Raw genomic sequence first — 22,275 nt, 5'->3', positions numbered from 1 at the left:
CTCAGCCCCTCTTGCCCTTGATGCGCGGATCGGCCAGCCGGTAGCAGAAGTCGGTCGCCAGGTTCGCGACGATGACCATCAGGGCGGAAAAGAACAGCAGCGCCAGGATCGTCGTGTAGTCGCGGCGCAGCAGCGAATCGAAGGCCAGCGTGCCGAGGCCCGGCCAGTTGAACACTGCCTCGACCAGAACGGCGCCCGACAGCAGGTTGCCGAAATGCAGCCCTGTGATCGTGATGATCGGCAGGATGGCGTTGCGCAGGGCGTGCTTGAAGAACACGACGCGCTCGGCAACGCCCTTGGCCCGCGCCGTGCGGATATAGTCGGAGCCCAGTACTTCGAGCATGCTGGCGCGGGCGAGGCGGCTGTATTGCGCGATGTAGATGATCGCAAGCGTGAAGGCGGGCAGCACCAGATGATGGGCGATATCGAGCGCGCGGCCGAAATAGCCCACCGATAGCGTCACGTCGTAAAGGCCGGCGACGGGAAACAGCGGGACGACGAAGGCGAACAGGATGATCAGCATCAAGCCGGTCCAGAAGGCCGGCGCCGAATAGCCGATCAGCGACGCGACGGTGAGGAAGTTCGAGAACAGGCCTTCGGGATTGCGCGACGCCAGCACGCCGAGCGCCGTGCCGATGAACAGGGCGATCACGGTCGCCGCCAAAATGAGCAGGATGGTCGGCCCCATGCGCGAGACGACCAGCTCGACGACCGGCGAGTTGAAATAGAAGGAATAGCCGAGATCGCCCTGCACGGCGTTGCCGAGATAGATCCAGAGCTGCTCGTGGATCGGCAGGTCGAGGCCGTAGTCGCGCCGGATGGCGGCGAGGATTTCCTCGGTAATGCCGCCGGATTCCCCGGCGATGACCTCGGCGGGATCGCCCGGCGCCAGGCGCACCAGGATGAAGTTGAGAACCAGGACGGCCGTGACGACGATGAAGGCGTAGGCGATCCGCTCAAGCACCAGTCTGAGGATCGGCATTGCCGCCTAGCGCCTTTCGTCCGCTTCGTCGCTAACGCCCATTCGGCATGTTTCGCCCTGCCCGGTCAAGCACGGCCGGGAAAGGCTCGGGCAGGGACCCGCCCGTAGAGCGAGAGGGGCCGGTCCGCCTTGTGCGAACCGGCCCCCCGCTCCCCGGCCCATTGCCGGCCCCGTTGTCCGGATGTCGGACTAATTCAGGTAGACGTTATCCATGGGCCCCATGGTGCCCCAGATCGTCAGCGGCGGGTTGCCCACCTTCTTGTTGTAGATCGTGTGGTAGGGCAGCCCGTACATCCAGTAGACCGGCAGCTCGTCGGTCACGATCTTCTGGAATTCCAGATAGATCTGCCTGCGTTTCGCCGGATCGAGCTCGACGCCCGCCTTTTCGAGCAGCGCATCGACCTTCGGGTTGGAGTAGCTTTGCGTGTTCGACCAGATCACGCCCTTGCGGATGTTGGACGTCACATAGGTGCGGTGCACGCCGATCACCGGATCGCCCCAGTTGAAGACGACGTCGACCGTCATGTCGAATTCGTGGCTCTTGACCCAGTTGGCCCAGGTCGGGAAGTCCGGCGGGATGCGGAGCTTGACGTCGATGCCGACCTTTTTCAGCTGCGGCTTGAGATATTCCGCCACGTCGCGCTGGGACAGCAGGGTATCGAGCGTGACCTGGAAGCGCGTGCCATCGGCCTTGCGCGGATAGCCCGCCGCGTCGAGCATCTTGTTCGCCTTGTCGAGGTCGAGGTCGTAGCGCTTCGCGTTCTGGTCGGCCAGCGGATTGCCCATGGCGATCGGCCCGAGGGCCGGCTGCGACAGCCCGCTGTGCAGCGATTCATTGATGAACTTGCGGTCGACCGTGTAGGCGATCGCCTGGCGCACCGCCTTCTTGCCCAGAATCGGGTGTTTCAGGTTGAACGCCAGCCAGGCGATCGGGCCGATCGCGGCATATCCCTGCGAGGTCACGACCAGGTTCTTGTTCTTCTTGAGCCGGCCAAGCTCGCGCGACTTGGTGTTGAACGCGCGGAGGTGGATATCGCCCCGCTCGAGGCCGAGTGCGAGGGAATTGGTGTTCTTGTTTATCTTGTAGATGATCTTGTCGAGATAGGGCTTGCCCTTCAGGAAGAAGTTCGGGTCGCGCTCCAGAATGATGTGCTGGCCCTTGACATATTCGACGAAACGGAACGGTCCGGAGCCGACCGGCTTCAGGTTCATCGGATGGCGCTTGGCGTCCTTGCCGTCGCCGTAGACATGCTTCGGGATGATCGCGCACAGCGACGAGGACATGGCCAGCAGGATCGCCGGGTGCGGCTTGCTCAGCCGCAGGATGGCCGTGTGCGGATCTGGCGTTTCGACCTTCGCCACGGGCGAGAACATCGTCTTGAAGGGATGGTTTTTCTTGATCGTATCGATCGAGAAGGCGACGTCTTCCGAGGTGACCGGCTTGCCGTCGTGGAATTTCGCGTTCTTGCGCAGATTGAGCGTCACGCTCAGGCCGTCGGCCGAAACCTTCCAGCTTTCAGCCAGATAGGGCTGCGGGTTCCAGTTCTCGTCGAACCGGAGCGGCGTCGCAAAAATCTGCGATCCGGGCATGCCCGTGGCGACGCCCGATTGCACCGCCGGATTCAGGTGCCGCGGCGTCTGCGGGGAACCGATGACCAGCGTGCCGCCTTTCTTGGGCGTGTCGGCGGCGGCTCCGGCCGCCAGCGACAGGGCGAGGCCGGCGCCGATGGCCGCCGTTACGACGGTCGGGGTGAAACTCTTGCGGATTACGGACATGAATTCCTCCTCTCATCCCGCGTCCACGAAACCTGGCATTGATCGAAGACCGGCGTGCTTGATGTTATGCGAATTTTCGATAGAATGACGCCAATCCCAATACCGCTTCCTCAAATCATACAAACATGCCGATTTTTCTTCAAACTGAAAATTTAACCGGAAAGCAGGATCACAGGCCGGGACTGCCACCGAATACTTGCCGGCTGTTATGCAGCTATATTATGCGATTTTTGCATAATCTAGCCGGGCTCCCGATCCGGCGTGCAGGGCGGAAAGCCGCCGTCGCGCAACATGCCCCAGATCTGGTCCACGGCGCCCCGGCCGACGGCGCGGGTGCGGAAGAGCCTGATCTCGATGGACTGGTCCCAGGTCGCGTCGCCGGCGCGCACCAGGCGGCCGGCCGTCAGATCGCCGCCGACCAGCATGGTCTGCAGCCAGGCCATGCCGCGCCCGTTCAGCACCATGTCGCGGATGATCTCGCCCATGGTCGATTCGTAGACCGGGTTGATATGGAGTTCGACATCCTGCGCCGTCATGCGCGCCTGGCGGTGCCAGCCGAGCGGGTTTTCCGAAGAAAACCCGATGCAGGGCACCGGCGCTCCAGCCGTGCCGGGCAGCGCAAAGCGCGGGGCGCCGCTGTCGTCCGGCAGCGAAACCGGGATCATTTCCTCGGTGCCGACGACCAGGAATTCGTAGCCGCTCAGGTCCACGAGGTCGGGCATCGCCGGCTGGTGGAAGCAGACCATGAAATCGACCTCGTCGTTCATCAGGTCGTCCACGCAGTTGTACAAATTGTCGGACCTCAGGGTGACGCCGCCGATATCCAAACCCGCCTCGATCTGCGCCAGCAGCCGGGGCAGGAAATGGCGCGCCAGGACATGCTGGGCGCTGATCCGCAATTGCTCCGCCCCCTGCAGGCCGATCCGGCGGGCGCCGGCGCGCGCCCGGTACACGGTCCGGACGATGGCGACCGATTCCCGGTAGAAATCGCTGCCCGCCCGGGTGAGGCCGACGGGCTGGGAACTCCGGTCGATCAGGCGCACGCCCAGCCAGTCCTCGAGCTGCTGGATGCGCCGGCTGAGCGTCGACTGGGTCGTGTTGCGCTCTTCGGCGGCCCGGGAAAAACTGCGCGTCGTCGCGAGCACCAGGAAATCCTCAAGCCATTTGATTTCCATCCGTCGACCCCTGAGGACTGCTGTCGAAGCGAGCCCGCACTATGCGGGAATTCGGCGCCCGCAGCGAGACGATCCGTGCGGCTGCTCGCCTTGCCCGACGCCTCCCGTTGCGTCAACCGGGCGCTACGATGAAGCGGGCGGACCTCTTCCCTTACGATACGGGCTTCACGCCCTGGATGGCGAGCCGGCTGGACCCGCGCTTCGCCCTGTCGCTCTATGTGCCGCAATCGCTGCCGCGGGACCGCACCGCGCCGCTGCTCGTCCTGGTGCATGGCACAACCCGTCGGGACAATTTTCGCGACGCCTTCCGGGACTTTGCCGACCGTACGGGCACGGTCCTTCTGGCGCCCCTGTTCCCGGTCGGCGCCGCTGTTCCGGGCGACGTCCATGGCTACAAGTGGATCGAGGCTCACGGGGTGCGATTCGACCTGCTGCTGCTCGACATGATCGACCAGGCCGCCGGCATCTGGCCGCTCGCCGCAGACCGCTTCGCCCTGTTCGGCTACAGCGGCGGCGGTCAGTTCGCCCACCGCTTTCTGTACTTGCATCCGCATCGTTTGACGGCGTTATCGGTCGGCGCGCCGGGCAACGTCACGCTGCCCGACCCGGCCCGCGCCTGGCCTGCCGGCGTCGGCGGGCTTGAGGCACGCTTCGGTATCGGTTTCGACAACGACGCCGTTCCGGCAGTCCCTGTCCACCTGGTCGCTGGGGAAGCAGATACCGAAATCTGGGAAATCGCCAAGGAACCCGGCGATCCCGTCTATATCCCGGGCGTCAATGACGAGTCGACGAACCGGATCGAGCGGCTGAAGCGGCTGCAGTGCGAGTTGGACCGGCGCGGAGCGCCGACAAAGTTCGACCTTGTCGAAGGAGTCGCCCATGACGGCCCGGCCGTCGTGCCTGCAGTAACCCTGTGGTTGGAGCGCTGCGCGGTATTTGTGCGGGACCAGTAGCCGAATTCTTGGCGTCAAGTGTAACTCTGAAGCTGCAGGGAGCGCCAACCGTTAGGCTATTGCTCTATCTGTACAAACGAACCTTAACGGGAAACGGCATCACTTCTTCAATATCTCTCAGACTTTCAGCACTCGGGTCCCGTCACGTCGGCTGGCTGCTGAACGAGGAGCGCGGCGGCGTCATCTTCGATACGCCGGCGCGCGTCCGCTCGGCCGAACCGAGCCGGCGCCACGCGAAGTCCGCCTGGCGGTGCCCGGCAATCTTCGCCTGGAGAGCCGGTATTTCGAGGTGAAGTGCCCGTTCGACCTCCATCTCGCCTTCGCCCGGGACAAGGAGGGCAAACCAGGGCTGCGCAACCGCCTCGGGACGCGGACCCCGGTGCGTCCGACCAAGATCGCCTCCCTGGTCCACGTCGCCAACGAGGCGGAGTGGCGCCATCCCCGGCGCCCGACGATCCAACTCAGCCTTCCCTATGTGTTCGTCGCCGACGAGCCGGTCTACCTGTCGCAGGTGGCGCCCTTCATGCATTACCGGGACGAGCCGTGGCCGGGCACGATCTTCGGCGGCCGGTTTCCGATCGACATCTGGCCGCGTCCGCTGATGTGGGCCTTCGAATGGCACGATACCGAGAGGGAGCTGAAGCTCGCGCGCGGCGAGCCGCTGTTTTACTGCCAATTCGAAACGGCGCCCCAGGACCGGCCGGTTCGGCTGATCGAGGCCGAGCGAACGGCGGAACTGAGCCGATATCTGGAGTACATTTCCGGCGTGGTGAACTTCGTCAACCAGAGCTTCTCCCTGTTCAGGACGGCAGAGGAGCGACGCCCGAAGACCCCGGTGGTTCCCAAGAAGCGTTGACCGGGCCGGTGCGATTGCAGGACCGGCAACCTATTGCGACAGGCCGGCGCCGAGATAGGCGGCGCGCAGCCTTTTATCATTTAGCAGAGACTTACTTTCACCTTGTGCAACGATGCGACCGGTATCCAGGACGTAGCCGCGGTCCGCCATCTGCAGAACCGCAAGCGCATTCTGGTCCGCCATCAGGATAGTGATCCCCTGTTCCCGCAGCTTCTCCAGCGCTCCGAGCATCTCGCGAACCAGCATGGGTGCGAGACCCAGCGAGGGCTCGTCGCATAACAGGAGCCGGGGACGCCCCATCAGCGCGCGAGCGATCGCCAGCATCTGGGCCTCGCCGCCGGACAGACTGCCGGCGATCTGTTTTTCTCGCTCGCGCAAGCGTGGAAACAGGGCGAAGACCTCATCGAGATCCGCCGCGAGCGTCTCGGGAATCCTGATGCCGATCCGCGCATAGGCGGCTTGACTGTCCTTTGGCGTCGCTGTTGGACGCCGATATCCAAGCTAAACGGTTGTGATCGCTACGAGCCAAGGGATTTGTAGGCCGCGCCGAATAACAACCTGTGATTTTAGGTTCCGTCGGCTGGCGTCACGTTCGGCAAGTGGATGGGCTTACCGCTGCAAGCCGCTGATGTCCGACCCTATGCGACCGCTTACAGCAAGCAACTACGGCACCATCGTAACCGCGCGCTTAGTCCGTGATGGCCAAGACCGGGGCGACGGTGAAACACTGCGCTGGCAGGTATCGGCCAAAGTCGGTTTATCGGTTCCGCGCGCATCCCGAGCATCCGCGGCTTAACGGAACGGTTATCGGTAACCGAACGAACAAGGCAATTTGCCGCCCAATGCCGCCAGACACGCACCTCAATATTGAAAATTCCTGAATTCTGTTTGATGACTGGTCCTGCAAATCCCGTCTTACAGACTACAAATTTCTCAGTTTTATTCAACGATTACAGTATACTAACATAATGTTTCGGAAAATCCGCCAGCTTTGTGGCCGGCGGCACGACAGGCGGCCAGATTTCCGACCATGGGGCCGCTGTCCGGGATTCACGATAAGTTTCCTTCTCGCGGCTCATTCGCTATATCATTGGTAAGGGTAGTTTCCCGTCACAGCGCCCCACAGCAATACCCCGGAATTGAACGAATCCGGTTGCGAAATGGCTACGCAAGTACAGAGAGCAAACCACACTCGAATAATGGGGAACAAAAAACTCCTTAAGAACAAAGCATTATTTTCGATTACCGAACGTTTACCTATTCCCTAGCCGCGAATTGCCATGACGAATCATGACATTTCCTGACACCTCCGGCGCCCCCGCTGCCGGTCCGGCCGGAGCCGCCGCCGGTTCCGGATCGGGCCCTGGGGGCGCGGCATGACGAATCATGACATTTCCTGACAGTCCCGGCACCCTCGCCGCGCAACCGAAGGAGCGCCGGGCCATGACTGAATCGGGGACTGTATCGCAAACCGTATCGGACACCGCAGCGCCGGCCAGCCGCCACGTCCGCCTCGAATCCGGCCCCGAACGCCAGGGGGCCATCGCCCATCTCGTGCTCGACCGGCCGGAGAAGCGCAACGCGCTCAGCCTGGAGATGTGGCAGGCGATCCCGCCGCTGGTCGCGCAGGCGGAGGCCGATCCGGCGGTCAAGGCGATCGTCGTGCGCGGCGTCGACCGTACGGCCTTCGCCGCCGGGGCCGACATCAGCCAGTTCCACGAGCGCTTCCGCAGCCGCGACACGGCGCTCACCTACATGAACGCGGTGGGCGGGGCAGCCGGGGCGCTGGCCGACTGCCCGAAGCCGGCAATCGCCCTGATCCACGGCGATTGCGTCGGCGGCGGGGTCGAGCTCGCGATCGCCTGCGACCTGCGCTTCTGCAGCAGCGGGAGCCGCTTCGGCATCACACCGGCGCGGCTCGGCATCTGCTACAGCATGGCCTCGACGCGGCGGGTCAGCCAGGCCATCGGCCCGTCGAAAACGAAGGACCTTCTGTTCAGCGGCCGGCTGATCGACGCGGAGACGGCGCGCGAATGGGGCCTCGCCGACCGGGTCTATGCGCCCGACGACCTCGACCGCGAGACCGCCGCCTTCCTCGAAGCGGTCTGCCGCAACAGCCAGTACAGCATCCGCTTCGCCAAGCGCGCCCTGCGCGAGATCGCCGCCGGCGCGGTCGAGGAGCCGGAGGCGCTGCGCGACCTGCGCCTCGGCGCCATGGATGCCGGCGACCTGGAGGAAGGCATCGCCGCCTACCTGGAAAAGCGCCGGCCGGTGTTCGGGTGGAACGGGTAGGGGGCGGCTCGATCCCGCTTCGAGCCTGAAGCCGTTCACATCCTGTTGCCCCGGACGGCCGCAGGCCGATCCGGGGACCAGAGCCACGAGCAGAGGCCGTACCGAACGACTCTGGACCCCGGCTCTCCCTCCGGTCGGCCGGGGAAGCATGGATGGTTGTGGGAGGATTGGAACGGAGAAACCGGCGCTTAGGGCGGGACTCCAAGCGGGGCGCTCCCTGCAAAAGGGCCTCCGTCGCTGCCCGCCATGCAACATAAGCAGATAACAACTGATCCCGGATCAGATAATAACTGACCTGAAATCGGATAGTATCTGACCGGACGTCAGTTGCTTTCCGCTGTCCCGCCTCCGCCGCCCGCCGGCGCCCCCGCGCTGCCCTGGCTCATCAGGCCGCGGTAGATCTCGTCGTCGCCGATCACGCCGATCATCCGGCCCTCCTCCATCATCAGGACCGGCCGGCCGGTGCAGTGGCGCAGCTCGATCGCGACGCGCATGCGCAGGTCCGGCGTTGCCGCACAGATCGTGTCGCCGGCCAGTGCCGAGGTATCCATCTCCGGCGTGTAGTGCCGGATCGCCGCCGGCGCGGGCTCGATGCTCGCCTCGACCGGCTCGCCCTTGTCGTTCAGGCTGAGCCGGTTGAGGCCGGACCAGTCGAGCCGCAGCGTGTCGCCGTCGCGCCTTATGTCGGCGACCGGCGTCATCAGCGAGCGGCAGCGCAGCACGTTGAGCGCGTCCATGTGGGCGACGAACTCGGCGACATAGGCGTTGGCAGGGTTGAGCACGATCTCCTCGGGCTCGCCGAACTGGACGATCCGGCCCGCCTCCATGATCGCGATATGGCGGCCGAGCTTGAGCGCCTCGTCGAGATCGTGGCTGACGAACAGGATGGTCTTGCCGAGCCGGCGCTGGAGGTCGAGCAGCTCGTCCTGCAGATGCTCGCGGATCAGCGGGTCGAGGGCCGAGAAAGGCTCGTCCATCAGCAGGATATCGGAATCCGTGGCGAGCGCCCGGGCGAGGCCGACGCGCTGCTGCATGCCGCCGGACAGCTCGTGGACAAATTTCTCGGCCCAGCGGTCGAGGTCGACCAGCCTGAGCTTCTCCGCCACGATGGCGTCGCGCTCGGCCCGGTTGGTCCCGCGCAGCTCCAGGCCGAAGCTGACATTCTCGTGCACCGTGCGCCAGGGCAGCAGGGCGAACTGCTGGAACACCATGGCGATGCGCTCCATGCGCATGCGCCGGAGCGTGGCGGCGTCGCAGCCCGCCATGTCGAGCGCGCCCGCCCCGTCCTGCACCAGCACCGCGCCGCGGGTGACGCGGCACAGGCCGTTGACGGCGCGCATGAGCGTCGACTTGCCGGAGCCGGACAGGCCCATGAGGACGCAGATTTCGCCGGGGCGGACGGCGAGCGAGGCGCCGGCGACGCCGACCACCGCGCCGGTCGCGTCGTGGATGTCCTGCCGGTCCTTGCCGCTGTCGAGCATCTGCAGGGCGGCGCGCTGGTCGCCGCCGAACAGGATATCGACATCCTTCAGCTCGATCGCGTGAATGGCTCAGCCCCGCTGTCCGGTGCCACCGCCGCGCTGCTTGCAGATGCGGTCGAGCAGGATGGCGACGATGACGATGGCGAGCCCGGCCTCGAACCCCTTGGCGATGTTGACCGTGTTCAGCGCGCGCAGCACCGGGACGCCGAGGCCCGGCGCGCCGACCATGGCCGCGATCACGACCATGGAGAGGCTGAGCATGATGCACTGGGTGACGCCGGCCATGATGGTCGGCATGGCGTGGGGCAGCTCGACTTTCCACAGCAGCTGCCGCCGGGTTGCGCCGAAGGCCTCGCCGGCTTCGATCAGCGGCCGGGGCACGCCGGAGACGCCGAGATGGGTCAGGCGGATCGGGGCGGGAATCGCGAAGATTACCGTGGAGATCAGCCCCGGAACCACGCCCAGGCCGAACATGATCATGGTCGGGATCAGGTAGACGAAGGTCGGGATGGTCTGCATCAGGTCGAGCACCGGCCGCAGGGCGTTGTAGAGCCAAGGACGGTGCGCCGCCGCGATGCCGACCGGCACGCCCACGACGATGCAGATCAGGGTGGAGAACAGGATCAGGGTGAAGGTCTGGACCGTGTTCTGCCAATAGCCGAGGTTGATGACCAGCAGCAGGGTGAGGAGGACGGCGACGGCCAGCTTCCACGACCGGTGCAGCCAGAAGGCGAAGCCGGCGAGCAGGGCGACGAGCAGGAGCGAGGGCATGGCCAGCGCAAGGCCGGTCACGCCCTCGATCAAGAATTCCAGGGCATCGGACAGGTAGTCGAAGAACCAGGCCCCGTGGTCCAGCAGGAAATCCACGAAGGTCTCGATCCACCTGCCGAGCGGGATCTTCTCGTCTGTCAGCCAGTCCAAGGACTACCCCCGGAAGGCATGGGCGGCCCTGTCGGCCCTCCCGCCGGCTTTCCGGGCGGCCGCGCAGACGGCGGCAGGTGCGCCGCCTGCGCGGTTTCCGGGCGGGCGGGTATGCCGGCTAAAGGCCCAGCGCCTTGTTGACGGCGGCCATGCCGTCGCCGCCGCTCATGGTCGTCACGCCCTTGAGCCAGCCCTTCAGGATGCCGGGATTTTTCTTGAGCCATGCCGTCGCCGCCTTCTGCGGCTCCTGCTTGCCATCCAGGATCGCGGTCATGATCTCGTTTTCCATCGCCAGCGTGAACACGAGATTCTTCAGCAGCTTGCCGACATTCGGGCAGTCTTTGGCGTAGCCCTTGCGGACGTTGGTGAAGACCTCCGCGCCGCCGAAATTCGGCCCGAACCAGTCGTCGCCGCCGGCGAGATAGGTCATGTCGAACTTGGCGTTCATCGGATGCGGCTCCCAGCCCAGGAAGACGATCCACTGCTTCTTGCGGTTGGCGCGCACGACCTGGGCCAGCATGCCGGCTTCGCTCGACTCGACCACCTTGAAGCCCTTCAGGCCGAAGGCGTTCTTCGCGATCATGTCCTGGATCAGGCGGTTGCCGTCGTTGCCCGGCTCGATGCCGTAGATCTTGCCCTCGAGCTGCTTGCTGTATTTGGCGATGTCGCCGAAGCTCTTGATGCCGCCGTCGGTCGCCAGCTTGTTGACCGCCAGCGTGTATTTCGCCCCGACCAGATTCCTCGCAATGGTCTCGACCGTCCCGTTCTCGCGGTACTCCTTGATGTCGCCTTCCATGGTCGGCATCCAGTTGCCGAGGAAGACGTCGATTTCGCCGGTGCTGAGGCCCTTGTAGGTGACCGGGACCGACAGCACCTTCGCGCTCGGATTGTAGCCCAGCGCCTTGAGCACCACCGAGGTCGCTGCGGTGGTCGAGGTGATGTCCGTCCAGCCGACGTCGGAGAAGCGGACATTCTTGCAGGATGCCGGATCGGCCGCCCAGGCGGCGGTCGAAAACAGCATGGCGGAAACGGCGCCCAGAGCCGCCAGTCGCACCCGTCTTGTCATGGTAATTTCCTCCGATTACGGTCCCCGATTCGCGCTCCCTGACGGCGATTCGGGGGGCGTTACGGCTATCATGGCGGCCAATTTGCCGCAATAGCCCGGGCGGAAGGATACCCGGATGAGCGACGGTCGGGCATTTGACTATATCGTGATCGGCGCCGGCTCGGCGGGCTGCGTCCTCGCCAGCCGGCTGACCGAGGACGGCACGGCGAGCGTGCTGCTGCTCGAGGCGGGCGGCAGCGACCGCAGCATCTTCCTGCAAATGCCGACGGCGCTCGCCATCGCCCAAGGCCGGGAGCGCTACAACTGGTCTTACTGGACCGAGCCCGAGCCGCATCTCGGCGGGCGGCGCCTGCACTGCCCGCGCGGCCGGGTGCTCGGCGGCTCCTCCTCGATCAACGGCATGGCCTATGTCCGCGGCAACGCCCTGGACTATGACGGCTGGGCCGAAGGCGGCGCCCCCGGCTGGTCCTATGCCAACGTGCTGCCCTACTTCCGCAAGGCCGAGAGCTTCGCCGGCGGCGGCGACGACTATCGCGGCGATTCCGGCCCGCTGCACACGTCGCGCGTAACCATGGCCAACCCGCTCTACCGCGCCTTCATCGAAGCCGGCTAACTGGCCGGCTACGGCCGCACCGCCGACATGAACGGCTATCGCCAGGAAGGCTTCGGGCCGATGGACATGACGGTCCATCGCGGCCGGCGCTGGAGCACCGCGAACGCCTACCTGAAACCGGCCCTGAAACGGGCGCCGAAACGGACGACGGCGCGCGCCAACCTGGCCGTGGCGAAGAACGCGCTGGCGACCCGGCTGCTGCTGGACGGCCGGCGTGCGCGCGGCGTCGAATACCGGCAGGGCGACGCGCTGCGCACCGCCCATGCGCGCCGCGAAGTCATCCTGAGCGGCGGGCCGGTCAACGCGCCGCAGCTCCTGATGCTCTCCGGCATCGGCCCGGCCGGGCACCTGCAGGAGCACGGTATCGAGGTCGTCCACGATCTGCCCGGCGTCGGCGGAAACCTGCAGGACCATCTGGAACTCTATCTCCAGCAGGCCTGCACGAAGCCGATCACGCTCCATTCGGCGGTCGGCCTGCTCGGCAAGGCGCTGATCGGGATGCGCTGGATCGCCTTCAGGTCCGGGCTCGGCGCGACCAACCATTTCGAATCCGGCGGTTTCATCCGCTCGCAGCCGGGCGTGCGCTGGCCGGACATCCAGTATCACTTCCTGCCGCTCGCTGCGTCCTACGATATGAGCCAGCGGGTGCGCTGCCACGGCTACCAGGCCCATGCCGGGCCGATGCGCTCGAAGTCACGCGGCACGGTCCGCCTCGCCTCAACCGATCCGCGGGAGGCGCCGAAGGTGCTGTTCAACTATATGAGCCACGCGGACGACTGGGCGGAAATGCGCGCCTGCGTGCGCCTGACCCGGGAGGTCTTCGCCCAACCCGCCTTCGACCCCTACCGCGGCGACGAACTGGCGCCGGGCGAGGCCGTGCAGAGCGACGACGAGATCGACGCCTTCGTGCGCGAGACCGTCCAGAGCGCCTACCATCCGTGCGGCACCTGCAAGATGGGCACCGACCCGATGGCCGTGGTCGACCCGCAGGGCCGGGTGCACGGCATGGAGGGGCTGCGCGTGGTCGACAGCTCGATCATGCCGGCGATCACCACCGGCAACCTGAACGCGCCGACCATCATGATCGCCGAAAAGGCCGCCGACGCCATCCGCGGCCGCGACCCCCTGCCGCCGTCGGACGCCCCGGCCTATGTGGCGGAGGATTGGGAGACGGCGCAGCGGTGAGCGGCGGGCGAGGTGGCGCAACGCGTCCCCGCATGACAGTCTCGCCCTCATGAACGCCCCCGCCGCTCCCGCATTGCCGCCGCACTTCGCCGACTGGTTCGCCGGCCGTGGCTGGGCGCCGCATCCGCACCAGCTTGAGATGCTGGCCGCGGTGCAGGGCGGGCGGGATGCGCTGCTGATCGCGCCGACCGGGGCGGGCAAGACGCTGGCCGGCTTCCTGCCGAGCCTGATCGGACTCGCCGGCCGCGGCAGCCTGGAGCGCGATTTCGGCGGGCTGCACACCCTCTACATCTCGCCGCTCAAGGCGCTCGCCGTCGATATCGCGCGCAACCTGGAGGCGCCGGTACGCGAGATGGCGCTCGACATAAGCTGCGAGACCCGGACCGGCGACACGCCCCATGCCAAGCGCACCCGCCAGCGCAAACGGCCGCCGGACATCCTGATGACGACGCCGGAATCCCTGTCGCTGCTGCTGACCTATGCCGACGCCGCGCGGCTGTTCGGCCGGCTGCGCTGCCTGATCGTCGACGAGCTGCACGCCCTGATGCCGAGCAAGCGCGGCGACCTGCTGGCGCTGGCCATGGCGCGCCTCGCCACGCTGGCGCCGGACGCCCGCCGGATCGGCCTGTCGGCGACGGTGCATGACGAGGCCGCGGCCCGGCGCTGGCTCGCCGCCGACGTGGACGGCGAGGATGTCCGCATCGTGCGCGCGCCGCCGGGCGCGGACCCGGACATTTCGATCGTCGACTCCGAAGCGCGCATCCCCTGGTCGGGCCATATGGCATTGCACGCCCTGCCGGCGGTCTACGAGAAAATCAGGGCGCACCGCACGACGCTGGTCTTCGTCAACACGCGCGGCCAGGCCGAGATCGTGTTCCGCCAGCTCTGGCGCATGAACGACGACGGTCTGGCGATCGCCCTGCATCACGGCTCGCTGGAGCGCGAGCAACGCCGCAAGGTCGAGGCCGCGATGGCGCGCGGCGCCCTGCGCGCCGTGGTCTGTACCTCGTCCCTCGACCTCGGCATCGACTGGGGCGACGTCGACCTCGTCGTCCAGATGGGCGCGCCCAAGGGCGCCAGCCGACTGCTCCAGCGGCTCGGCCGGGCCAACCACCGCTACGACGAGCCGAGCAAGGCGATCCTGGTGCCGGGCAACCGCTTCGAATTCATGGAGAGTCGCGCCGCCATCGAGGCGGTCCATGCCGGCGAACTGGACGGCGAGGCGCCGCGCGAGGGCGGGCTGGACGTGCTGGCCCAGCATCTGGTCGGCCTGTGCTGCGGCGCCCGGCCGACCGCCGACGCGCTGTTCGCCGAAGTGCGCCGCTGCGCGCCCTATGCCGGCCTGTCGCGCCGGGCCTTCGACGACGTGCTGGATTTCGTCGCCACCGGCGGCTACGCGCTCGGCGCCTACGAGCGCTTCAAGCGGCTAAGCGTCGACGAACGGGGCCGCTACCATATCGCCGGCCCGCGCTTCGCCCGCCAGCACCGGCTGAACGCTGGCGTGATCGTCGAGGCCCAGATGCTCAAAGTCCGCGCCGGCGGGCGCAACTTGGGCCAGGTCGAGGAGTATTTCGTCAACGGCCTGGTCCGGGGCGACACCTTCATCTTCGCCGGCGAGATGCTGGAGTTCAACGAAGTGCGCGAGATGACGGTCCATGCCCGCAAGGCGAAAGGCGTCGATGCGCCGAAGGTGCCGGCCTATGGCGGCGGGCGCCTGCCCCTCACCACAAATCTGGCCGACCGGGTGCGCGCCATGATCGCCGACCCGGCCGGTTGGGGCGCATTCCCGGACCAGGTGCGCGTCTGGCTTGACCGCCACGCCGAACAGTCGGTCTTCCCGCAGGCCGACGGGCTGCTGGTCGAGACCTTTCCGCGCCAGGGCAAGGTCTACACCGTCGCCTACTGCTTCGAGGGCCGCAACGCGCACCAGACCCTGGGCATGCTGCTGACCCGGCGCATGGAGCGGGCCGGCCTCGGGCCGCTCGGCTTCGTCGCCACCGATTATGTCATCGCCGTCTGGTCGCTGGAGCGGCCGAAGGACCTGGACGGCCTGTTCGACCCGGACATGCTGGGCGACGACCTGGAGGCCTGGATGGCCGAGAGCACCCTGCTCAAGCGCACCTTCCGCACCGTCGCGACCATCGCCGGGCTGATCGAGCGCAACCATCCCGGCCAGCGCAAGACCGGCCGCCAGGTCACCTTCAGCGCCGACCTGATCTACAACGTGCTGCGCCGGCACGAGCCCAACCACATCCTGCTGCGCGCGACCCGGCAGGACGCCGCCACCGGCCTCACCGACATCCGGCGGCTCGGCGACATGCTGACCCGGGTGCAGGGCCGCATCCGGCACCAGAAGCTCGACAGGGTCTCGCCGCTCGCCGTGCCGATCCTGCTCGAGATCGGCCGCGAATCCGTCGCCGGCGAAGCCGTCGAGGATCTGCTGGCGCGCGAGGAGGAGCTGGTGGCCGAGGCGGGATTGGGCGGCGGGACCACACGGTAATTGTAGTCACCATGTAGTCTTGATCCGGCCGGCACGGGTCGGCATATTACCGGAAATGAATTTGTGAACAGGAGCGAACCGTCATGGAAGTCGGCTTGCGCGACGCGAAGGCGCGCCTTTCGGAACTGGTTGCCGCCGCCCGCAACGGCGAGCGCGTCGTCATCACCAAACACGGCCAGCCCGCGGTCGAACTCGTGCGCTGCGAACGCCGCGGCGGCATCGACTTCGAGAAGCTGGAGGAGGACCGCCGTCGTCTCGGGATCGTTGGCGACGGCGAGGGGTGGCCGGAGGAATTCAACGACCCCGCCTTCAGCCGCCAGGTGCTCGGCCTCGACGACGATTAGCCCGACCGGCGATGCGGGTGCTGCTCGACACGTCCTATCTCTACGACTTCATGGACAGGCCGGGTAAGGTTCTGGCGCCGCATCTCCATTTTTTCGGCGCACTCGAAACGCAACTGTTTGTCAGCGCCGTGTCGATCTGGGAAATGCGGCTCAAATACCAGGCCCGGCATCCGTCGGGCGCGCGCAAGAGCCGGTTCGACCCGGAGGATGCGGTCACGGCTCTCGAGAGGCAGGGCGTGACGTTCCTGCCGATGACGATTCTGCATGCTGCGCGACCGCTCGAAACGCCGCTCGGTCACCGGGATCCGTTCGACGAACTGCTGCTGGTCACGGCCCAGGAGGAGGGACTCAAACTGCTCACCATCGACAGGCAACTTGCCGGCCATCCCCTTGCCCTCACGCTGGAAGGCCGCGCCTGACCTAAGCGCCCCGCCCGCTTGCTCCGCCGGGCGGCGGGCCGTAGATTGGCGCATCCGCACCGTTGACGCCGAGAGATAAGCGCCATGCCGCTCGACGCCGCGCCCCCGGACACGAAACCGGACGCGAAACCCGAAATCGTTCCCTCGACCTGCCCGCACGACTGCCCGAGCACCTGCGCACTCGATGTCGAGCGGCTCGATGCGCGCACCATCGGCCGGGTCCACGGCGCGAAGAGCAACGACTATACCGCCGGCGTCGTCTGCGCCAAGGTCGCGCGCTACGCCGAGCGGGTCCACCATCCGGCGCGCCTGACCCGGCCGCTGCGCCGCATCGGGCCGAAGGGCGACGGCATCGACGCCTTCGCGCCGATCGGCTGGGACGAGGCGCTCGACGAGGTCGCCGCCCGGCTCAAGGACATCGCGGAAGAATGGGGCAGCGAGGCGGTCTGGCCCTATTTCTACGCCGGCACCATGGGGCTGGTGCAGCGCGACGGCATCGACCGGCTGCGCCACGCCATGCGCTATTCGCGCCAGCACTCGACCTTCTGCAACACGCTGGCCGACGCCGGCTGGCTCGCCGGGGTCGGCGTCAAATACGGCGTCGATCCGCGCGAGATGCAGGATGCCGACCTGATCGTCGTGTGGGGCGGCAACCCGGTCAACACCCAGGTCAACGTGATGACCCACATCGCCCGGGCCCGCCGCAACCGCGGCGCCCGGCTGGTCGTGATCGATCCCTACCGCACCGGCACGGCCGAGCAGGCGGACATGCACCTGGCCGTGCGGCCCGGCACCGACGGCGCGCTCGCCTGCGCCGTCATGCACATCCTGTTCCGCGACGGCCACGCCGACCGGGACTATCTGGCGGAATTCACCGACTGCCCGGCCGAGCTGGAAGCCCATCTGCAATCCCGCGGGCCGGACTGGGCGGCGGAGATCACCGGCCTTCCGGCGGACGAGATCGAGGCCTTCGCCGCCCTCTACGGCCGGACCGAGCGGGCCTATATCCGCATCGGCTACGGCTTCACCCGCTCGCGCAACGGCTCGGCCAACCTGCACGCCGTGACCTGCCTGCCCGCCGTCGCCGGCAAGTGGAAGCACCATGCCGGCGGCGCGCTCTATTCCAACGGCGGCCTCTACCCGGTCGACGCCACGCTGATCCGCGGCCTCGACGTCATGGACAAAGCGACCCGGCTGCTCGACCAGTCGCGCATCGGCCCGATCCTGACCGGCGACCCCCGGGATATCGGCAGCGGCAGCGACCGGGTGCCGGTCAAGGCGCTGTTCATCCAGAACACCAACCCGGTCATGGTGGCGCCGGAATCGGCGAAGGTGCGCGAGGGCTTCCTGCGCGACGACCTGTTCGTCTGCATCCAGGAGCAGTTCATGACCGAGACCGCGGCGATGGCCGATATCGTCCTGCCGGCGACGACCTTCCTGGAGCATGACGACATGTATGTCGCCGGCGGCCACACCTATCTCCAGGTCGCGCGCCGGGTCATCGAGCCGCTCGGCGAATGCCGGTCGAACCACGAGGTGCTGTGCGGCCTGGCGCAGCGCTTCGGCAACAACCATCCCGGCTTCCGCATGACGGAATGGGAGATCATCGACGCGACGCTGAAGGCCTCCGGCCTGGGCGACGCCGATACGCTCGCCGACGGCCGCTGGATCGACTGCGCCAGGTCCGCCGACGAGATGCATTTCCGCACCGGCTTCGGCCATGCCGACGGGAGGTTCCACTTCAGCCCCGACTGGTCGAAGGTCGGCCGCGACAGCGCGCGGATGCCGGCCCTGCCGGACCATTTCGCGGTCATCGACGCGGCGGACGAGGAGCATCCCTTCCGGATGGTGACCGCGCCGGCGCGCAACTATCTCAACAGCAGCTTCACCGAGACGCCGACCTCGCAGCAGCGCGAGGGCCGGCCGACGATCAAGCTGCGCCCGGAGGACCTGGACGCGATCGGCGCCGCCGACGGCGCGCGGGTGCGGGTCGGCAACCGCCGGGCGAGCATCGTGCTCCACGCCGAGGCCTTCGACGGCATGCAGCGCGGCGTCGCCATCGTCGAGAGCATCTGGCCCAACGCCGCCTTCGAGGAGGGCCTCGGCATCAACGCCCTGGTCAGCGCCGACCCCGGCCCGCCGCTGGGCGGCGCGGTGTATCACGATACGGCGGTGTGGGTGCGGGCGGTGTAGGGGGGCGGGCGGCAAGGAAGCCGCGGATCGGATTGTCCGCCGGACAGGCTTCGCGACGGCGCGCGCAAGCGGGTAGCGCATCCGATTATGCGCTACGAGACTATGCGCATGCTGCTAGAGCGTATCCGTCTTGGATGAAACCGTCGCAGCGCGGCGCCATTCCTTGTTTGGTCACAAGTGTACATAGAGGAATTATCCGATGGAGACTTGGTATTGAATCTGGTTTTGTCGGTATCGGGTTGGTTTCAACTGCTATTGTGATTGTTTCAATTATACCAAGTATTGCAGTAACGGTTAGGAGACTGCACGATATAGGACGTAATGGCTGGTGGTATCTGATTGCATTTATCCCACTAGTTGGACCTCTTGTTCTCTTGGTCATATGCGCAACTGTATCACAGGAGAAAGATAATGCGTACGGACCGTTTCAAAAGTCTATCACTTGAAGGGATAGCACATGCCACTCTGGAAAATAGAACAAATAACCCCTTATTTTGAAAAAGAGGGTAGTCATACCAAACATAATCCGCTTGGTGAAAAGTTAGTTAAGGATTGTTTAACAAATTCTGAAATTGGAATCATCATTTTTGTAGAAAAAGAAGGTTCATTCAATAAAGAAAAACTTACTGCCCCGACCATTATCGCTAGTACAATAGCTAAGCACGATGTTTACAGGGAAGAAAATCCCGATATGTATTCGTATGAAAAAGCAGCTGAAGCTATTTATGACATATATTGGCGCAATCTTTCGTGGAGAGGAAAGCTGCATAGGCGGGCCTATAAATGGTCTTTGCCTGCTATAGCTGGAACATTAATCATATTTCTTGGCGAAGCTGTATTGAAGTATTTGCCTTGAATTTATTTTTGTTTAACTAAAAGTCAAACTGATACACTACCGTAAATTTCCTCCTTCACCCTTATCCCGAGTAGCCGCCGCAAGGCGGCGTATCGAGGGGCGTGCCCCGCTGCATCTGTGGTCCCGACAAAATCGGACACGCTTTAGAAGCGAAGACGACGGAAAGGAAGAAGCGACGGCAGACAGTGCGGAGTGCACTCTAGTTCCATCTCTACGGCGTCACCGACCGCGACGACGTGCGCTACGTCTATTCGACTTTCCCATCTTCGAACGGCAGAAAACCAAAACTTACGGTCATTGCCGCTCCCGCGATCTCTGCCTCGCCTGGATGAACGTCCTCGAAGCCGGCCACCCGGATGCGGAGATCGACCTGTAGAGCGCGGGAGCCGGGAGCAACTCGGATCGGGCGACAATTACTCTGCGTCGCTTGTCCGGACAGATCTGGCGTTCCTGATAAGCTCAAGAGTCCGCCCGCCTGCGCCACCTTCGGTCGCTTGCCGCCCAATATAGCCGCTCGGAACATTCTCATAGACTGCGCGAGCCGCTTCGAGCACTACGGCATCCTTGGCGGCCGCGTCTTCCGCCGTTTTATGAAATGCCTGCAACGTCTGTATACTGACCGCGCGATGTTTGTTGACGCTCGCCAGGTGCATATTCGCCAGAACGATCCGGCCAGACCACACCGCAGCATAGAACAGAACCGAGATTGCGATGACGCGTCCGCCGAGGCCGTAAGCAGCTTCCCAAACATTCTCTGGAATTTTGCCAAGAAACCCAAACACGAGGGCGACGGAAAGGACCAGAGCCAGTGCAGAAAATATCGCCGTTGGCCATAGCCATCTTTTGCTTCGCGCCTCGAATATCGCTGCCTCTCTGTCAAATTGCACCGTAAACTCGGCAGCACCTGCTTCACCTGCCGCAATTCGTGCAGCTTCTGCTATTTTCTTGATTTCGTCCTTTTGCTCACTTGCATACTCATTTGTATCTTGCAAGATTTTGGTTGCTTCGGCGCTGGTGTTCTTCATTTTGGCTGCCCAGTTCTCCATCTCGCCTGCCCGAAGCGCGAGCACCGGCAGCCATATTCCGATAGAGGACATAGCATTTTGCACTTCTCCCATGAATCTACCGGCGATTTGGTCCCGTAATGAAACAGGATCGCCTTGTGAAATCGTGAATCCTTCGATCTCTGAAAATATTGCATTTGCGTTCGTCAAATGGGACGTGGTACTTTGAACGATGTTGTCAGGAAGAATATTAGTTGGGAGATTTGTGATTTCTTGCGCTAGCCAGAACACGTTGTCTATGTCGCGCTCGATTATCTCGAACGATATTTCTCCCCATTTTTGTGGGCGTTCAATGTAGGTTTTCCTCTTCGGAATTAATGCTGCTATCGCTTCGCAGACTTCGTCCAACTGTTTGACCAGCGTCTCATTCGCCATATCTTCCTCCAGCTTCGGAGAGTCTGCTACTCACCGTCAGTGCTGCTTCATGCTGTCCGGCGGTAATCGAAATTTGTGATTTCGCCGCCTTATGCGCGGTTCAGCACATGTAGGTAAGTATGTTCCCGTGTTTGCGCAAGCGCGGCCAACAAGGAGAAGCACGGCATCGATTTCGACGAAGCGCAGGCGCTGTGGGACGATTTCCGGTTGCTCGAAGCGCCGGCCCGGACCCTGGACGAGCCGCGCTTCATCGTCATCGGACGGATCGGGGGTCGGCACTGGTCGGCCGTGTGCACCCGCCGCGGCGAGCGGATTCGGATCATCTCGGTCCGCCGCGCCCGCAGAGAGGAGATCGAGCGCTATGACAGCCCCTGAACCGAAAGCTCCCGAACTGAAAGCGGGCGCGTTCGACCGGGCGTTCGATGCCGGCGAGGATGTGAGTGGGCATGTCGACTGGGCGCAGGCGCGGCGGGCCAATCTGGAGCCCAGGCGGGTCAACGTGGACTTTCCGGCCTGGGTCGTTGACGCGCTCGACCGGGAGGCCCGGTTGCGCGGCGTCCCGCGGCAGTCGCTCATCAAGCTGTGGATCGCCGAACGGCTGACCGAGACCGGCTGAGGGCGCGCCCGGCCGCGAAGAGGGCCGCGCGAAAAACCGCTTGACGGTGGGAGTAAGAACATTATATGAACATTACTGCGTTTCCGGCAGGCGGCGCGCCGCCATCCGGGCTCAGGTTCGGCTTGGAGCCCGGCCTGGGGCGCGCGGCTTCGGGGGCGCAGATTCGGACGGAGAGATCGGCGTGCAAGAAAGAGCGGTGTGAAAATAAACCTTGTAGAGGAAATGTGTGCAAAAATTCCTTCCAGCGGACCACAATATTTTGTGTTCGCTCCAGCCGGGTGTCACAACATATTGCGTTTTCATCAGCCTTTAGGCCATGAGCCCGGCGAAAAAACACCGTATATAGACCGGTCTGTCCTGGCGAATTGCGGCAGAAATGGGGCGGCGAGAAACGGGCGGCCGAACATGACAAATCATGACATTTCATGACACTTCCCGGACCCCCCTCAGGAGCGGCGCTCGAATCCCCCCTCCCCTTGGGGGAGGGGGTCAGGGGGAGGGGTCCGCGGACCCTGTCGCGGTGCCGGGATCGGACATCGGTGCGGCGTCGGACGGGGGGGGGGGGGGGGGGGGGGGGGGGGCGGCGGGGCGGGGGGGGGGGGGGGGGG

The 22,275-nt window shown here is 65.0% G+C and carries 18 protein-coding genes and 2 pseudogenes; 12 read left to right on the top strand and 8 right to left on the bottom strand.

Annotation, left to right across the window (positions count from 1 at the left end):
• Position 1 precedes the first annotated feature (1 nt).
• From OXM58_16570 to OXM58_16560, 3 genes are all read right to left on the bottom strand, one after another.
• Positions 2 to 982 (bottom strand): ABC transporter permease, encoded by a 981-nt coding sequence (locus OXM58_16570; GenBank protein ID MDE0149978.1) that lies wholly within the window; start codon positions 980 to 982, stop codon positions 2 to 4.
• Between the two features lie 189 nt (positions 983 to 1,171).
• Positions 1,172 to 2,758, bottom strand: coding sequence for an ABC transporter substrate-binding protein (locus OXM58_16565; GenBank protein ID MDE0149977.1), 1,587 nt, complete (start codon positions 2,756 to 2,758; stop codon positions 1,172 to 1,174).
• Positions 2,759 to 2,997: 239 nt separating this feature from the next.
• Complete coding sequence (locus OXM58_16560) at positions 2,998 to 3,933, bottom strand: LysR family transcriptional regulator (protein ID MDE0149976.1); 936 nt, start codon at positions 3,931 to 3,933, stop codon at positions 2,998 to 3,000.
• Positions 3,934 to 4,061: 128 nt separating this feature from the next.
• Between OXM58_16560 and OXM58_16555 the strand changes: the two genes are divergently transcribed.
• Together OXM58_16555 and OXM58_16550 are read left to right on the top strand one after the other, a co-directional pair.
• Positions 4,062 to 4,886 carry an alpha/beta hydrolase gene (locus tag OXM58_16555; protein MDE0149975.1) on the top strand — a complete coding sequence of 275 codons (825 nt, stop codon included), beginning with the start codon at positions 4,062 to 4,064 and terminating at the stop codon, positions 4,884 to 4,886.
• Positions 4,887 to 5,136: 250 nt separating this feature from the next.
• Positions 5,137 to 5,742, top strand: coding sequence for a hypothetical protein (locus OXM58_16550; protein MDE0149974.1), 606 nt, complete (start codon positions 5,137 to 5,139; stop codon positions 5,740 to 5,742).
• Positions 5,743 to 5,772: 30 nt separating this feature from the next.
• On the opposite strand, the gene OXM58_16545 is transcribed toward OXM58_16550, so the two are convergent.
• Positions 5,773 to 6,120 carry an ATP-binding cassette domain-containing protein gene (locus OXM58_16545; protein MDE0149973.1) on the bottom strand — a complete coding sequence of 116 codons (348 nt, stop codon included), beginning with the start codon at positions 6,118 to 6,120 and terminating at the stop codon, positions 5,773 to 5,775.
• 1,065 nt (positions 6,121 to 7,185) lie between these two features.
• Here OXM58_16545 and OXM58_16540 point away from each other — a divergent pair.
• A complete protein-coding gene (locus OXM58_16540; GenBank protein ID MDE0149972.1) occupies positions 7,186 to 8,034 on the top strand; it encodes an enoyl-CoA hydratase-related protein in 849 nt (282 codons plus the stop codon).
• A gap of 323 nt (positions 8,035 to 8,357) precedes the next feature.
• Here the strand turns inward: OXM58_16540 and choV are convergent, their stop codons facing one another.
• The 3 genes from choV to OXM58_16525 form a co-directional block, all read right to left on the bottom strand.
• Positions 8,358 to 9,515, bottom strand: coding sequence for a choline ABC transporter ATP-binding protein (gene choV, locus OXM58_16535; protein MDE0149971.1), 1,158 nt, complete (start codon positions 9,513 to 9,515; stop codon positions 8,358 to 8,360).
• A gap of 69 nt (positions 9,516 to 9,584) precedes the next feature.
• Entirely contained in the window at positions 9,585 to 10,436 is an 852-nt protein-coding gene (choW, locus tag OXM58_16530; GenBank protein ID MDE0149970.1) for a choline ABC transporter permease subunit, read from the bottom strand.
• A gap of 118 nt (positions 10,437 to 10,554) precedes the next feature.
• Positions 10,555 to 11,502 carry a choline ABC transporter substrate-binding protein gene (locus tag OXM58_16525; protein ID MDE0149969.1) on the bottom strand — a complete coding sequence of 316 codons (948 nt, stop codon included), beginning with the start codon at positions 11,500 to 11,502 and terminating at the stop codon, positions 10,555 to 10,557.
• Positions 11,503 to 11,617: 115 nt separating this feature from the next.
• On the opposite strand from OXM58_16525, the pseudogene betA reads away from it, so the two are divergent.
• The 7 genes and pseudogenes from betA to OXM58_16490 all read left to right on the top strand — a co-directional run bounded on the left by betA (position 11,618) and on the right by OXM58_16490 (position 19,612).
• A pseudogene (betA, locus tag OXM58_16520) lies at positions 11,618 to 13,300 on the top strand (choline dehydrogenase).
• A 49-nt stretch (positions 13,301 to 13,349) separates the two neighbouring features.
• Entirely contained in the window at positions 13,350 to 15,800 is a 2,451-nt protein-coding gene (locus OXM58_16515; protein MDE0149968.1) for a ligase-associated DNA damage response DEXH box helicase, read from the top strand.
• 83 nt (positions 15,801 to 15,883) lie between these two features.
• Complete coding sequence (locus OXM58_16510; GenBank protein ID MDE0149967.1) at positions 15,884 to 16,144, top strand: type II toxin-antitoxin system prevent-host-death family antitoxin; 261 nt, start codon at positions 15,884 to 15,886, stop codon at positions 16,142 to 16,144.
• Between the two features lie 11 nt (positions 16,145 to 16,155).
• On the top strand, positions 16,156 to 16,563 hold the full coding sequence (locus OXM58_16505) for a type II toxin-antitoxin system VapC family toxin (GenBank protein ID MDE0149966.1): 408 nt from the start codon (positions 16,156 to 16,158) through the stop codon (positions 16,561 to 16,563).
• A gap of 84 nt (positions 16,564 to 16,647) precedes the next feature.
• On the top strand, positions 16,648 to 18,756 hold the full coding sequence (locus OXM58_16500) for a molybdopterin oxidoreductase family protein (protein ID MDE0149965.1): 2,109 nt from the start codon (positions 16,648 to 16,650) through the stop codon (positions 18,754 to 18,756).
• Between the two features lie 134 nt (positions 18,757 to 18,890).
• Complete coding sequence (locus OXM58_16495) at positions 18,891 to 19,202, top strand: DUF805 domain-containing protein (GenBank protein ID MDE0149964.1); 312 nt, start codon at positions 18,891 to 18,893, stop codon at positions 19,200 to 19,202.
• 11 nt (positions 19,203 to 19,213) lie between these two features.
• Complete coding sequence (locus OXM58_16490) at positions 19,214 to 19,612, top strand: hypothetical protein (protein ID MDE0149963.1); 399 nt, start codon at positions 19,214 to 19,216, stop codon at positions 19,610 to 19,612.
• 413 nt (positions 19,613 to 20,025) lie between these two features.
• Here the strand turns inward: OXM58_16490 and OXM58_16485 are convergent, their stop codons facing one another.
• On the bottom strand, positions 20,026 to 21,051 hold the full coding sequence (locus tag OXM58_16485; GenBank protein ID MDE0149962.1) for a hypothetical protein: 1,026 nt from the start codon (positions 21,049 to 21,051) through the stop codon (positions 20,026 to 20,028).
• Between the two features lie 153 nt (positions 21,052 to 21,204).
• Here OXM58_16485 and OXM58_16480 point away from each other — a divergent pair.
• Together OXM58_16480 and OXM58_16475 are read left to right on the top strand one after the other, a co-directional pair.
• Positions 21,205 to 21,426, top strand: a pseudogene (locus OXM58_16480) (BrnT family toxin).
• Positions 21,413 to 21,667: a CopG family antitoxin gene (locus OXM58_16475; protein MDE0149961.1), complete on the top strand. Its 255-nt coding sequence runs from the start codon at positions 21,413 to 21,415 to the stop codon at positions 21,665 to 21,667. Before OXM58_16480 ends, OXM58_16475 begins: the two are co-directional and overlap by 14 nt.
• Positions 21,668 to 22,275 lie beyond the last annotated feature (608 nt).

This window comes from Rhodospirillaceae bacterium (genome assembly GCA_028819475.1).
GTDB lineage: Bacteria > Pseudomonadota > Alphaproteobacteria > Bin65 > Bin65 > Bin65.
The sequence above is the reverse complement of the archived record's forward strand: the minus strand, read 5'-3'. Positions and strand labels throughout refer to the sequence as shown.

Coding starts and splice junctions, on each gene's coding strand:
- OXM58_16570 (MDE0149978.1), bottom strand. CDS start 982: ATGCCGATCCTCAGACTGGTGCTTGAGCGGATCGCCTACGCCTTCATC.
- OXM58_16565 (MDE0149977.1), bottom strand. CDS start 2,758: ATGTCCGTAATCCGCAAGAGTTTCACCCCGACCGTCGTAACGGCGGCC.
- OXM58_16560 (MDE0149976.1), bottom strand. CDS start 3,933: ATGGAAATCAAATGGCTTGAGGATTTCCTGGTGCTCGCGACGACGCGC.
- OXM58_16555 (MDE0149975.1), top strand. CDS start 4,062: ATGAAGCGGGCGGACCTCTTCCCTTACGATACGGGCTTCACGCCCTGG.
- OXM58_16540 (MDE0149972.1), top strand. CDS start 7,186: ATGACTGAATCGGGGACTGTATCGCAAACCGTATCGGACACCGCAGCG.
- choV (MDE0149971.1), bottom strand. CDS start 9,515: ATGCTCGACAGCGGCAAGGACCGGCAGGACATCCACGACGCGACCGGC.
- OXM58_16525 (MDE0149969.1), bottom strand. CDS start 11,502: ATGACAAGACGGGTGCGACTGGCGGCTCTGGGCGCCGTTTCCGCCATG.
- OXM58_16515 (MDE0149968.1), top strand. CDS start 13,350: ATGAACGCCCCCGCCGCTCCCGCATTGCCGCCGCACTTCGCCGACTGG.
- OXM58_16510 (MDE0149967.1), top strand. CDS start 15,884: ATGGAAGTCGGCTTGCGCGACGCGAAGGCGCGCCTTTCGGAACTGGTT.
- OXM58_16505 (MDE0149966.1), top strand. CDS start 16,156: ATGCGGGTGCTGCTCGACACGTCCTATCTCTACGACTTCATGGACAGG.
- OXM58_16500 (MDE0149965.1), top strand. CDS start 16,648: ATGCCGCTCGACGCCGCGCCCCCGGACACGAAACCGGACGCGAAACCC.
- OXM58_16495 (MDE0149964.1), top strand. CDS start 18,891: ATGAAACCGTCGCAGCGCGGCGCCATTCCTTGTTTGGTCACAAGTGTA.
- OXM58_16490 (MDE0149963.1), top strand. CDS start 19,214: ATGCCACTCTGGAAAATAGAACAAATAACCCCTTATTTTGAAAAAGAG.
- OXM58_16485 (MDE0149962.1), bottom strand. CDS start 21,051: ATGGCGAATGAGACGCTGGTCAAACAGTTGGACGAAGTCTGCGAAGCG.
- OXM58_16475 (MDE0149961.1), top strand. CDS start 21,413: ATGACAGCCCCTGAACCGAAAGCTCCCGAACTGAAAGCGGGCGCGTTC.